The sequence below is a fragment of the Phytohabitans maris genome, assembly GCF_031085175.1.
In the GTDB taxonomy this organism is placed as follows: Bacteria; Actinomycetota; Actinomycetes; order Mycobacteriales; family Micromonosporaceae; genus Phytohabitans; species Phytohabitans maris.
Window position 1 is genome coordinate 65,424 of sequence record NZ_JAVHUY010000018.1, and the last position, 12,795, is coordinate 78,218.

10 protein-coding genes, 1 tRNA gene, 1 other RNA gene and 1 pseudogene are annotated in these 12,795 nt (G+C 69.4%); 10 read left to right on the forward strand and 3 right to left on the reverse strand.

Annotated features, from left to right (window positions below; all coding sequences use genetic code 11):
• Window positions 1-1,275, forward strand: coding sequence for a tyrosine-type recombinase/integrase (locus RB614_RS20370; protein ID WP_308714152.1), 1,275 nt, complete (start codon window positions 1-3; stop codon window positions 1,273-1,275).
• 78 nt (window positions 1,276-1,353) lie between these two features.
• Here RB614_RS20370 and RB614_RS20375 read toward each other — a convergent pair.
• Window positions 1,354-1,441: transfer RNA gene (locus RB614_RS20375), tRNA-Ser, on the reverse strand.
• A gap of 95 nt (window positions 1,442-1,536) precedes the next feature.
• Between RB614_RS20375 and ffs the strand changes: the two genes are divergently transcribed.
• The 9 genes from ffs to RB614_RS20420 all read left to right on the forward strand — a co-directional run bounded on the left by ffs (window position 1,537) and on the right by RB614_RS20420 (window position 11,606).
• Window positions 1,537-1,631, forward strand: an RNA gene (ffs, locus tag RB614_RS20380) — signal recognition particle sRNA small type.
• A 115-nt stretch (window positions 1,632-1,746) separates the two neighbouring features.
• On the forward strand, window positions 1,747-4,242 hold the full coding sequence (locus RB614_RS20385) for a DNA polymerase III subunit gamma and tau (RefSeq protein WP_308714153.1): 2,496 nt from the start codon (window positions 1,747-1,749) through the stop codon (window positions 4,240-4,242).
• A gap of 69 nt (window positions 4,243-4,311) precedes the next feature.
• On the forward strand, window positions 4,312-4,644 hold the full coding sequence (locus RB614_RS20390) for a YbaB/EbfC family nucleoid-associated protein (protein WP_308714154.1): 333 nt from the start codon (window positions 4,312-4,314) through the stop codon (window positions 4,642-4,644).
• Between the two features lie 21 nt (window positions 4,645-4,665).
• The gene (gene recR / locus RB614_RS20395) at window positions 4,666-5,259 is read left to right on the forward strand and encodes a recombination mediator RecR (RefSeq protein WP_308714155.1); all 594 of its coding nucleotides are present in this window, start codon (window positions 4,666-4,668) and stop codon (window positions 5,257-5,259) included.
• A 260-nt stretch (window positions 5,260-5,519) separates the two neighbouring features.
• The gene (locus tag RB614_RS20400) at window positions 5,520-7,187 is read left to right on the forward strand and encodes an ABC transporter substrate-binding protein (RefSeq protein WP_308714156.1); all 1,668 of its coding nucleotides are present in this window, start codon (window positions 5,520-5,522) and stop codon (window positions 7,185-7,187) included.
• Between the two features lie 80 nt (window positions 7,188-7,267).
• Window positions 7,268-8,272, forward strand: coding sequence for an ABC transporter permease (locus RB614_RS20405; RefSeq protein ID WP_308714157.1), 1,005 nt, complete (start codon window positions 7,268-7,270; stop codon window positions 8,270-8,272).
• Entirely contained in the window at window positions 8,269-9,240 is a 972-nt protein-coding gene (locus RB614_RS20410) for an ABC transporter permease (protein WP_308714158.1), read from the forward strand. The genes RB614_RS20405 and RB614_RS20410 overlap by 4 nt, the downstream gene beginning before the upstream one ends.
• Before the next feature lie 231 nt (window positions 9,241-9,471).
• The gene (locus RB614_RS20415; protein WP_308714159.1) at window positions 9,472-10,470 is read left to right on the forward strand and encodes an ABC transporter ATP-binding protein; all 999 of its coding nucleotides are present in this window, start codon (window positions 9,472-9,474) and stop codon (window positions 10,468-10,470) included.
• Window positions 10,467-11,606: an ABC transporter ATP-binding protein gene (locus RB614_RS20420; RefSeq protein WP_308714160.1), complete on the forward strand. Its 1,140-nt coding sequence runs from the start codon at window positions 10,467-10,469 to the stop codon at window positions 11,604-11,606. Before RB614_RS20415 ends, RB614_RS20420 begins: the two co-directional genes overlap by 4 nt.
• Before the next feature lie 187 nt (window positions 11,607-11,793).
• Here RB614_RS20420 and RB614_RS20425 read toward each other — a convergent pair.
• Window positions 11,794-12,033 (reverse strand): annotated as a pseudogene (locus RB614_RS20425) (hypothetical protein); the annotation flags it as partial.
• 27 nt (window positions 12,034-12,060) lie between these two features.
• The gene (locus RB614_RS20430; RefSeq protein WP_308714161.1) at window positions 12,061-12,696 is read right to left on the reverse strand and encodes an HNH endonuclease family protein; all 636 of its coding nucleotides are present in this window, start codon (window positions 12,694-12,696) and stop codon (window positions 12,061-12,063) included.
• Window positions 12,697-12,795: the final 99 nt, after the last annotated feature.

A 12,795-nucleotide genomic window follows, 5' to 3' on the forward strand; every position in this document is an offset into this window, starting at 1 on the left:
ATGGGACGCCGGCCCAATGGTGCATCAAGTATCTATAAGGGCAAAGACGGTTACTGGCACGGTCGGGTCACCGTGGGCACCAAGGACGACGGTAAGCCGGACCGGCGGCACGTCCGCGGTAGGACCGAGGCCATCGTTACGAAGAAGGTTCGCGAGTTGGAAAGGGAGCGGGATAGCGGACGTGTCCGCACCGCTGGCCAGCGATGGACCGTCGCGGCCTGGCTCACGCACTGGGTCGAGACGATTGCCGCGCCGTCGGTGCGAGAGAACACGATCGCGGGCTATCGCGTGGCCGTCAACCGACACCTCATCCCCGGTCTCGGCGCGCACCGCTTGGAGAAGCTCTCGCCCGAGCACCTCGAACGTTTCTACACGAAAATGCAGGAGAACGGGAGTTCGGCCGGTACTGCCCACCAGGCACATCGAACTATTCGCACAGCGCTGAATGAGGCCGTGCGCCGTGGCTACCTCGGCAGGAATCCCGCCACGCTGGCCAAGGCGCCGCGACTCACGGAACAGGAGATCGAGCCATATTCCGTCGAAGAGGTTCAGCGAATTCTGAGCGCCGCGGACAGCCGGCGCAACAGCGCCCGATGGGCCATCGCGCTTGCGCTGGGGCTCCGACAGGGTGAGGCCCTGGGACTCCGATGGTCTGACGTAGATCTCAGCAGGGGAACTTTGCGCGTGCGCCGCGGGCGGCTCCGGCCGAAATACACGCACGGGTGCGATGGGAAATGCGGACGCAAGCCCGGCTATTGTCCGCAGCGCCAGCAGGCGCGGCCCGACACGAACGACACGAAATCACGGGCCGGCCGCCGAACGGTTGGCGTACCGGGGGAGTTGGTCGCTCTCCTTAGGCGCCACCGCGAGGAACAGGAAACGGAGCGCAAGACGGCTGCCCAGTTGTGGCATGACGAGGGATGGGTATTCGCCACGCCCACCGGCCGCCCCGTCAACCCAAACACCGATTATCACGAGTGGAAGCAGCTCCTCCGTGACGCCGGGCTACGGGACGGCCGGTTGCACGACGCCCGGCACACGGCCGCCACGGTGCTCCTGATCCTCGGCGTCCCTGAGCGGGCAGTGATGGGGATCATGGGATGGGCAACTACCGGGATGGCTGCCCGCTACCAGCACCTCACGGACCCGATCTGGGCGGACGTGGCTAAGCGGGTGGATGGCCTCATCTGGAAGCCGGCTGATGACGCGGACGGCTCGACAGAGGAACCGACCGACCTTGATGATGGGGCCGCCGGAGTGCACGTAGCGGCCTAACTGAGACCGAAACTGAGACCGCAAGATTAACGCCCGGTGGGTCTATGAAGATCCACCGGGCGTTTGCGCTGCTCAGGATGGCGGAGGATACGAGATTCGAACTCGTGAGGGGTTGCCCCCAACACGCTTTCCAAGCGTGCGCCCTAGGCCTCTAGGCGAATCCTCCGCCGGACAGAGTACAGGCTGGCCGGTCCCCGGGACGAAGCGGGCAGACGCGTGCCCCGGTGCCTCGGCGCGGTCGGCGGGCCCGGTAGACTGGGCGGCGCCCCTCGTGCGGCGTACACCTCGTGAACCTCCCCAGGGCCGGAAGGCAGCAAGGATAAGCGGGCTCTGACGGGTGCACGGGGGGCCTCTTCATGGGCGGGAGATCAACCGGAGTGCCCGCCATAAGCACCCGACCGAGTGTCGTACCCCGCTGGCAAGCTACCCAGCGGGCGGGGACAATGGCGCGGTCGAGAGGAGGCGGCGAGAGTGGCACTGGCGCTCTACCGCAAGTACCGGCCCCGTACGTTCGCAGAGGTCATCGGGCAGGAGCACGTTACCGAGCCGCTGTCGCAGGCCCTGCGGAGCGGGCGCCTCCACCACGCCTACCTCTTCTCCGGGCCGCGCGGCTGTGGCAAGACCTCCAGCGCCCGCATCCTCGCCCGCTCGCTCAACTGCGCCCAGGGTCCGACGCCGGAGCCGTGCGGTCAGTGTGACTCGTGCAAGTCGCTGGCCAACGACGGTGCCGGATCGATCGACGTCATCGAGATCGACGCGGCCAGCCACGGTGGTGTCGACGACGCGCGTGAGCTGCGGGAGCGGGCGTTCTTCGCGCCGGCGACCAGCCGATACAAGATCTACGTGATCGACGAGGCGCACATGGTCTCGTCGGCGGGGTTCAACGCGCTGCTCAAGCTGGTCGAGGAGCCGCCGGAGTACGTCAAGTTCATCTTCGCGACCACCGAGCCGGAAAAGGTGCTCGGGACGATCAAGTCGCGTACGCATCACTACCCGTTCCGGCTGATCCCGCCGGGTGTCCTGCGTCCCTACCTCGAGCAGCTGTGCGCGACCGAGGGCGTCAAGGTCGAGTCGGCGGTGTTTCCGCTGGTGGTGCGGGCTGGTGGGGGCAGTGCCCGTGACACGCTCTCGGTGCTCGACCAGCTGATCGCCGGCGCCGGGCCGGAGGGCGTTACCTACGCGCGCGCGGTCGCGCTGCTCGGCGTGACCGACGTGGCCCTGATCGACGAGATGTGCGACGCGCTGGCCGCCGGGGACGGTGCCGCGGCTTACGGGACGATCGACCGGGTGGCGGATGCGGGGCACGACCCGCGGCGGTTCGCGTCCGATCTGCTGGAGCGGCTGCGTGACCTGATCGTCCTGCAGCAGGTGCCCGACGCCGCGACCAAGGGGCTTATCGACGGGCCCAGCGACCAGATCGAGCGGATGGTGGCGCAGTCGGCACGCCTCGGGCCGGCGACGCTTTCGCGCTGCGCCGACATCGTCCACAACGGACTGGTGGAGATGCGCGGCACCACGGCGCCGCGGCTGCTGCTGGAGTTGATCACGGCGCGCATGCTGCTGCCGGGTTCGGACCAGACCGAAGACCTGCTGCAGCGGCTGGAGCGGATGGAGCGCCAGATCGCGACAGGCGCCACCCAGGGAGCGAGCAGCGCCAGGCACGCGACGGGCGCCGGGCACGCGGCAGGCGTCACCCAGGGAGCGAGCAGCGCAGGGCACGCGACGGGCGCCGCCCCGGGAACGACCAGCGCAGGGCACGCGACGGCCAGCGGCCACGCGGCAGGCGCCGCCCAGGGAACGAGCGGCGGCCAAGAACCAAGCGGCGGGAACGCGACGAGCAGCGGCCACGCGGCGAGCGGCGGCGGCGCCCAAGGGGCGAGCGGCGCCCACACCACCAACGGCCAGGCGACAGGCGCGACCAGCGGCCAGGCGACAAGCGCGACCAGCGACGACGAGCCGCACCGAGCGGTGCAGCCGCAAGCCGACGCGAGGCTGCGGGCGGCGGTCATGGATGATCCGGCCACGCCGGAGCCGGAGCGGCCGGGGACCAGCCTGCCACCGCAGCTTGACGTGGCTGGTGTCCGGCGGTCGTGGGACGAGATCCTCCGGATGGTCAACGATCGCAACAAGCGGATCGCCGCCCTGGCCCGTAACGCGACCGTCCGCGACCTCGATGGTGACGCGCTGGTGTTGACGTTCCAGTCGTCGGTGCTCGCGTCGATGATGGCCAAGGAAGCCGGCGTGCTGAGCGACGCCGTCTACGACGTGCTCGGTGCTCGCTGGGAGGTGCGCTGCGAGGTCTCCGGCGACCAGCGGCCAGCAGCGGCCGCGGCGGCCCGGGCCACCCGGGCCCCGGAAGGACGGGCTACCCCGGCTCCGGAAGGGCGGGCCGCCCAAGCCGCGGACCGAGGGGCCACCCGGGGTCCGGATGGACCGGCAGCCGCCGAAAGACGGCCTGGCCAAGCCACGGAAAGGCAGGCCGCGCCGGGGAGAGCGGGACCGGAGCGAGGGGCGCCGGAGCAGAAGGCGCCGGTCACCACCGACTGGCCGGAGCCGGCCCGCCCGGGTGGCGGGACCGCCAGCGCGGACCCGAAGAGCGGCAACGCGGACGCCAAGAGCGGCAACGCGCCGGAGGCGCCGCCACCCGTGGCGCGTGTGGAGTCCAACGGACTGGCGGCGGCGAGGGCCGCGGCGGCGGGACGTGGTGCGCGTACCCCTGCGTCTTCTCCTACGGCCGACAGCACCTGGGCGGGTGAGCCGCCCTACGACCCGGACTACGACGGCCCGCGGTCGAATGGCGCGGTCGCGAGCCCGGCCACGACGGCGGTCGCGTACGAGGGTTTCGACCCGGGCGACGAGCCGACCGACGAGGTGGTCGACGAGCGGACCGCGCGGCAGAGCAGCGAGCAGCAGGCCATGCAGTTGTTGCAGCAGACCTTCGGCGCCGAAAAGATCGGCGAGGTCTAGGGCGGCGCCGACCAAGGTTCGCGGCCGCCGCATTAGGCTGACACGGAATCGACACACGAGGAGACGGCGATGCGTCCCGGTGGACAGCCCAACCTGCAGCAGCTGATGAAGCAGGCGCAGAAGATGCAGCAGCAGCTCGCCGAGGCACAGGCCGAGCTGGCCGAGGCCGAGGTGACCGGCACGGCCGGCGGTGGCCTGGTGACGGTCACGATCGCCGGCTCCGGTGAGGTCAAGTCGGTGAAGATCGATCCCAAGGCGGTCGATCCCGACGACGTGGAGACGCTCGAGGATCTCGTGCTCGCCGCGCTGCACAGCGCCAACGAGGCGGTGCGCAAGCTGACCGAGCAGAAGATGGGCCCGGTCGCGGGTGGGATGGGCGGCCTCGGCCTGCCCGGCTTCTAAGCACAGACAGCACAGACGAGCATGTACGAAGGCGCCATCCAGGACCTGATCGACGAGTTGGGTCGGCTCCCCGGCGTGGGTCCGAAGAGTGCCCAGCGGATCGCGTTCCACGTCCTTTCCGCCGACCCGGCGGATGTCACCCGGCTGGCCACCGCGCTGCGCAAGGTCAAGGAGCTCGTGCGCTTCTGCACGACCTGCTACAACGTTGCCGAGTCCGAGCAGTGCCGGATCTGCCGCGACCCGCGCCGCACCGACGAGGTGCTGTGCGTGGTCGAGGAGCCCAAGGACGTGGTGGCGATCGAGCGGACCGGGGAGTTTCGCGGGCGATACCACGTGCTCGGCGGGGCGATCAATCCGCTGGAGGGTATCGGCCCGGACAACCTGCGCATCCGCGAGCTGATGGCGCGGCTGAGCGGGGGCGAGGTCAAGGAGCTGATCCTGGCCACCGATCCCAATACCGAGGGCGAGGCGACCGCCACCTATCTGGCCTTGCTGGTCAAGCCGATGGGCATCGCGGTCACCCGCCTCGCGAGTGGCCTTCCGGTCGGTGGTGATCTTGAATACGCCGATGAGATCACGCTCGGTAGAGCATTCGAGGGTCGCCGGGCCATCTGAGCGGGACGCCGCGCCATCTGACAGCGTGCCCGGGAAACATCGTCGTGATGTAACAACTTCGCATCGACAAACTTAGGACAAAGGGGCCGTTTGCCCACAGCCTGTCGATCTTCTATGCGTTGACCGTGGCGGCAAGGACACGATCCGGTACCAACCCTTATTCGGCTGGTTTTCGGCGGGTAAGAGCGCCCGCTAGTGTCGCGCCATCGGTGACCCCCGTCACCGCGTATGTCCGTACCCCAAGGACGAGGTGAAGCACCATGCGTGCAGCAAGGCCCAAGGCCGCTATCGCGGTCGTTGCGGTCGCGGCCCTCGCGGTAGCCGGCTGTGCCGAGAGCGATCGCGACAACGAGGGCTCAGGCCAGAGCACCAAAGACACCCTGGTCTTCGGCACAGCCGGAGATCCCAAGGTGCTCGACCCGAGCCTCGCCAGCGACGGTGAGTCGCTGCGTGTCGCCCGCCAGATCTTCGAGACCCTGGTCCGGCCCGAAGAGGGCGGCACAAAGGTCACCCCGGGTCTGGCCGAGAGTTGGACGCCGGACGCCACCGGCACGGTGTGGACGTTCAAGCTGCGGTCGGGCGTGAAGTTCCACGACGGTACGGACTTCAACGCCGAAGCGGTCTGCGTCAACTTCAACCGGTGGTACAACGCGACCGGCCTGATGCAGAGCGCCGACGTCACGGCGTACTGGCAGGACGTCATGGGTGGCTTCGCCAAGAACGAGGACCCCGAGCTCCCGCCGAGCCTCTTCAAGTCCTGCACGGTCAAGGACACGACGACGGTCGACCTCGCCTTCACGGCGGTCTCCAGCAAGATCCCGGCCGCCCTGATGCTGCCCTCGTTCTCCATCCACAGCCCGAAGGCGCTGCAGGAGTTCGACGCGAGCAACGTCAGCGGCACCGCCGACGACATCAAGTACCCGTCGTACGCGATGGAGCACCCGACCGGCACCGGCCCGTTCAAGTTCAAGTCGTGGAACGTGGCGGACAAGACGCTCACCATCGAGCGCAACGAGGACTACTGGGGCGACAAGGCAAAGCTCAAGACCCTCGTCTTCCGCACGATCTCCGACGAAAACGCGCGCAAGCAGGCCCTGCGCTCCGGTGACATCCAGGGGTACGACCTGGTGGGTCCCGCCGACGTCGAGCCGCTCAAGGGTGAGGGCTTCAACGTGCTGACCCGGCCCGCGTTCAACGTGCTTTACCTGGCCATCAACCAGAAGGGCAACCCGAAGCTCGCGGACGTCCGGGTGCGCCAGGCGATCGCGTACGCGCTGAACCGCCAGGCCCTGGTCGACTCGAAGCTGCCCCCGGGTGCCGAGGTGGCGACGCAGTTCCTGCCGTCCACGGTGGACGGTTGGAACGACCAGGTCACCAAGTACGACTACAACGTGCAGAAGGCCAAGGACCTGCTGGCCCAGGCGGGCGCGTCCAACCTGACGCTGCGCTTCCACTACCCGACCGAGGTCACCCGGCCGTACATGCCGAGCCCGAAGGACATCGCCGAGCTGCTCGCGGCCGACCTCAAGGCCGCCGGCATCAACGTGCAGACGATCCCGCTCAAGTGGACGCCGGACTACCTCAACGCCACCACCTCGGGCAACAAGCACGACCTGCACCTGCTCGGCTGGACCGGTGACTACGGCGACGGCTACAACTTCATCGGCACGTTCTTCGCCCGGCAGAAGGACGAGTGGGGCTTCAACAACCCCGCCCTGTTCGAGAAGTTCGCCAAGGCCGACGGCACCGCCGACGCGGCCGCCCGCTACGCGCTCTACAAGGAGCTCAACGCCGACATCATGAACTTCCTGCCCGGCGTGCCGATCTCCCACTCGCCTCCGGCCCTTGTCCTCGGTAAGGACGTGACCGGCGTCAAGGCAAGCCCGCTCACGGATGAGCGGTACGCCACCGCCGAGTTCAAGTCCTGAAATATATATAGATAGGAACGCGTGGGCGGGCACTCACCAGGTGCCCGCCCGCGCGGCCCTCTTCAACCGCCGAGGCGCCCGTGTTCCGATTCATCGTCAGACGGCTGCTCCAGCTGATACCAACGCTGTTCGGCCTGTCGATCCTGCTCTTCATCTGGTTGCACCGCCTCCCCGGCGGTCCGGAGACCGCACTGCTCGGTGAGCGCGGCACACCCGAGTCGCGCGCTCAGATCCGGGAAAGCCTGGGCCTGAACGAGCCGCTCCCGATCCAGTACGGCCGCTTCGTCAAGCGGCTCGTCCGGCTCGACCTGGGTACGTCGATCTCCACCAAGCGCGACGTGACCACCGAGTTCCTGCAGCGCTTCCCCGGTACGGTCGAGCTGACCATCACGGCCATGCTGATCGCGATCGGCGTGGGCATCCCGCTCGGCTACCTCGCCGCACGGCGCCGTGGCTCGTTTCTCGACCAGGCCTCGGTGGGCGGCTCACTGCTCGGCACCTGCGTACCGATCTTCTTCCTGGCGTACGTGCTGAAGGCGATCTTCGCGGAAAACCTCGGCTGGTTTCCGAGCATCGGGCGGCAGGACCCCTCGATCGACGCCACCCACGTCACAAACTTCTTCGTGCTCGACGGCCTCATGACCCGGGAGTGGGACGCGGCCGCCGACGCGATCTGGCACCTGATCCTGCCGGGCGTCGCGCTGGCCAGCATCCCGCTCGCGATCATCGTGCGGATCACCCGGGCGAGCGTGCTCGAGGTGCTCGGCGAAGACTTCGTGCGTACGGCCGAGGCCAAGGGCCTGACCGAGCGCACCGTTCGCCGCCGGCACGTGCTGCGCAACGCGATGCTGCCGGTGGCCACCTCGATCGGCCTGCTGACCGGCCTGCTCCTCTCCGGCGCGGTGCTGACCGAGACGGTCTTCGCGTTCAGCGGCATCGGCGCGTTCATCTACGACGCGATCAGCAACCTGGACTACCCGGTGCTGATGGGCTTCATCATGATCATCGCGGTCATCTTCGCGCTGGTGAACCTGCTGGTCGACGTCTCATACAGCCTGATCGACCCGAGGGTGAGGGTGCGATGACGCTCGCTCCCGGCAAGAAGAAGGAAAAGCTGGACCGGCTCGCCGAACTCTCCGCCGTCCACGACGACGAGCGGGGCGTCAGCCTGTGGCGGGAGGCGATGCGGCGGCTGCGGCGTAATCCGGCCGCCATCGTCGGCGCGGTCATCCTCGCCGCTTTCGTGCTGGTCGCAGTCATCGGCCCGTTCCTCGTGCCGTACGAGCCGACCGACACCATCGGCGTCCGGGAAAAGGTGGTCAGCTCGGGCCACGGGATCATCCCCGGCCCCTCCGCCGACCACTGGCTCGGATACGACCACCAGGGGCGTGACGAGTTCAGCCGGATGGTCGTGGGTGCCCGCCAGACCCTGATCGTGGGCATCGTCTCGACGCTCATCGGCCTGACGATCGGCGTCCTGATCGGCGGCGTCGCCGGTGCGGCGGCGGGGCTGGGCGGCCGGTGGGGGCGGCTCGTCGACAACGTCCTGATGCGGATCGTCGACATGATGCTCTCGCTGCCGAGCCTGCTGCTCGCGGTCAGCGTCGCGGCGCTCCTCGGGCCGAGCCTCGTCACCGTCATGATCGCGGTCGGCATGGTGTCGGTGCCCGTCTTCGCCCGGCTGCTGCGCGGTGCGATGATCGCGCAGGCCAACCGCGACTACGTGCTGGCGGCGAGCTCGCTCGGCGTCCGCAAGTCGAAGATCGCGATCAGCCACATCGTGCCCAACTCGCTCGCCCCGGTCATCGTGCAGGCCACGCTGACCCTCGCCACGGCCATCATCGAGGTCGCCGCGCTCTCCTTCCTCGGCCTCGGCAACCCCGACTCCGCCGTACCCGAGTGGGGACTCATGCTGGCCGACGCGCAGAAGTACCTCGACGTGCGTCCCGGCCTGGCGATCTACCCAGCGGTGGGCATCATCATCACCGCGCTGGGCTTCACGCTGCTCGGCGAGGCGATGCGCGAGGCCCTCGACCCGAAGCTGCGGAGGTGAGGCGACCAGTGAGCGGGAGCCGGGAGGCTACGGGCCTCCACCAAGGCGGCGGACGAGCGCCGAGCGGCGGAGCGGGGTAGGCGTGAGCGGGAGCCGGGAGGCTACGGGCCTTGACCACGATGGCGGACGAGCGCCGAGCGGCGGAGCGGGGTAGGCGTGAGCGGGAGCCGGGAGGCTACGGGCCTTGACCACGATGGCGGACGAGCGCCGAGCGGCGGAGCGGGGTAGGCAATGGCACTTCTCGACGTACAGGATCTGTCGGTCACGTTCTCCCGGCGCGGGCAGCGTACGGTGCACGCAGTCGACGGCGTCTCGTTCACCGTGGACGCCGGCGAGGTCGTCGGGCTGGTCGGCGAGTCGGGCTGCGGCAAGAGCGTGACCTCGCTCGCCCTGATGGGACTGCTGCCCCGCCAGCGAGGTGTCCACGTAGGAGGGTCGGCCAGCTTCGACGGCACCGACCTGCTCAAGCTGGACCCGCGGTCGATGCGCGACGTACGTGGCCGCGACGTCGCGATGATCTTCCAGGACCCGCTCTCCTCGCTCAACCCGGTGGTGCCGATCGGCATCCAGGTGACCGAGGTGTTGGTCCGCCACCGCGACATGAGCCGCGACGCCGCCCGCAAGGAAGCCGCCGAGCTGCTCGACCGGGTCGGCATCCCGGACCCGAGGCGGCGGCTCAAGGAGTACCCGCACCAGCTCTCCGGCGGCATGCGGCAGCGCGCGCTGATCGCGATGGCCGTGGCCTGCCGGCCCCGGCTGCTCATCGCGGACGAGCCCACCACGGCGCTCGACGTGACCATCCAGGCGCAGATCCTGGAGCTGCTCAAAGAGTTGGTACGCGACTCCGGCACCGCGCTCATCATGATCACGCACGATCTCGGCGTGGTGGCCGGCATGTGCGACACGATCAACGTGCTGTACGCCGGCCGGGTGGTTGAGACCGCCCGCCGCAAGGAGCTGTTCGCCGGCCGCCGCCACCCGTACACGGTGGGTCTGTTGAGGTCCATCCCGCGTCTCGACGCGGGTCGCGGTGAAAAGCTCACGCCGATCCGCGGCTCGGTGCGCGACGTGCTGCCGTGGACCGAGGGCTGCGCCTTCGCCCCGCGCTGCGACCGGCGGGTCGACGCCTGCGTGGGCGAGCCGCCGGCGATGACGCCGACCCACACCGGGCACGAGTTCCGGTGCGTCAACCCGTTCCCTCTCGTCCAGCCAGAGGAGGCGCGGGCATGACTCTTCCAGCCACGGATGTGGGTACCACTCGCGCGGGCGCCACCGATGCGCTCGTGGAGGTGCGCGACCTCAAGGTGCACTTCCCGATCACGACGGGCGTCCTCTTCGACCGGGTGGTCGGCCACGTGAAGGCCGTCGACGGGGTCGACCTGACCGTGCCGCGCGGCCAGACGTACGGCCTGGTGGGCGAGTCGGGCTGCGGCAAGTCGACGCTCGGCCGGGCGATCCTCCAGCTCACCCCGCCGACCGCGGGCGAGGTGCGGTTTGACGGCATGGAGCTGACCCGGCTCTCTGCGGGCAAGATGCGCGGCCTGCGGCGGCGCATGCAGATGATCTTCCAGGACCCGATGTCCAGCCTGGACCCCCGGCAAAACGTCGAGTCCATCCTCACCGAGGGCCTGGCCGCACACGGGATCGGCGCCGGCCGGTCCGAGCGCCGCGACATCATCAACCGGACGCTCGACGCGGTCGGCCTGCCGCACTGGGCGCTCTCCCGCTACCCGCACGAGTTCTCCGGCGGCCAGCGGCAGCGGATCGGCATCGCCCGGGCGCTGGTGCTCGGGCCCGAGCTGATCGTCGCCGACGAGCCGGTCTCCGCGCTCGACGTCTCGATCCAGGCCCAGGTCATCAACCTCCTGGACGAACTGCAGGAGGAGCTCGGCCTCACCTACCTGGTGATCGCGCACGACCTCGCGGTGGTGCGCCACATCTCCGACGTGGTCGGCGTGATGTACCTGGGCGCGCTGGTCGAGGAGGCGCCGAGCGACCGGCTGTACCGCGAGCCGCTGCACCCGTACACCCGGGCGCTGATGTCGGCCGTGCCGGTGCCCGACCCCGACCTCGAAGACCGGCGCGAGCGCATCCTGCTCGCCGGCGACCTGCCCTCACCGGCCAACCCGCCCTCCGGCTGCCGCTTTCACACCCGTTGCCCGTGGGCGCAGCCGACCCGCTGCGCCGACGAGCGACCGGTGCTGCGCGACGTGGGCGGCACCAAGGTGGCCTGTCACTGGGCGGAGCAGATCGCCTCGGGTGAGCTGCGGCCACACGAGGTGCGGGTCGAGCTGGTCCGCCCCGGCGACGAGGGCGAGGCGCCGTCCATCGTCTCCGCGCCCAGCGAGCCGGGAACCTACGTATAGAGACATTTATGCCCCGGTCCGCGCCAGCGGCGGACCGTTTGCGCGGGGTCCCCGGGGAAACGTGGAGCGCAGCGGAGCGTTTTCTTGGGGTGCTTTCCCGCGGGCACCGCTGCGGCCGGCGGCGAGCTGGCGCTCGCCGAGATCCCCGGCCTCCGCTGCCGGGTCCGCGAGACAAGGCCAGCCGGGATTAGCCCTCGGGGCGGTTGAGCAGGGCGACCGCGATCGTGTGCACCGCGGCGAGGTCGGCCGGGTCGGTCAGGGTGGCCCGCCCGCCGGTCACGGTGTACCACTCGTCGGCGTCCTTGTACTGGACGCGCAGGGTGACGTCGCTGCCGGAGAGCTCGCTGCGCAGCGTCAGGTCGCCGGTGACGACGCCGACCTCGTCGGTCATGACGCCGCCGGGACCTGCGGTGATGTCGGTTGTCTGCTCAGCCATCACCGCAGTGTAGGGACGTCACTCCGGCGCGGCCGAGCAGGTGTCCAGCATGTCCGACAAGGCCGCTTTCTCCGTCGTGGTGATCCTGAGCTGCCAGAAGTGCTTCACCGCGATCCAGTCCACCGCGTAGTCGCACCAGAACTCGCGGTTGGCCGGCTTCCACTGTGACGGGTCCTGGTCGCCCTTGGCCCGGTTGGACGAGGCCGACACCGCGATCAGCTGCGGCCGGGTCAGGTCGTTGGCGAAGTCGCCGCGCCGCTCGTCGTCCCACTTGTCGGCGCCGGACCGCCAGGCGTTCGCCAGCGGCACCATGTGGTCGATGTCCACGCCGGACGGCTCGGTGACGGTGCGCTCGTCGTACACGCTGACCCACCGCCCGCCGACCACGTTGCAGCCGCTGAGCTTGACGTCTTTGCCATCCCGCTCGAGCACCGTGTCGCGTACGTCGCAGTTGCGGCCGGCGTCGCGCCAGTGCGGAAAGCGCTCGCGGCTGTACCCGCGCATCGAACCCGCCTTGGCGACGGTGAGCTGGCCGAGCAGGCGGGCCGAGTCGCCGGCGTCCGGTCCGGTACTGGTGGTGCCGGTGGCGTCCTCGACCGGCACGCAGCCGGCGAGGACCAGGACGGCGGCGCAGAGGGTGGGGATGAGGCGCACCCCTTCAGCTTGCGGGTCCTGCGGCGATCCGCACGGTAACCCGGCGCGGTTTCGGCGTTTCGCGGCTTAGGCCGCATCTCGCTGGGCAAAGCTGTAGTC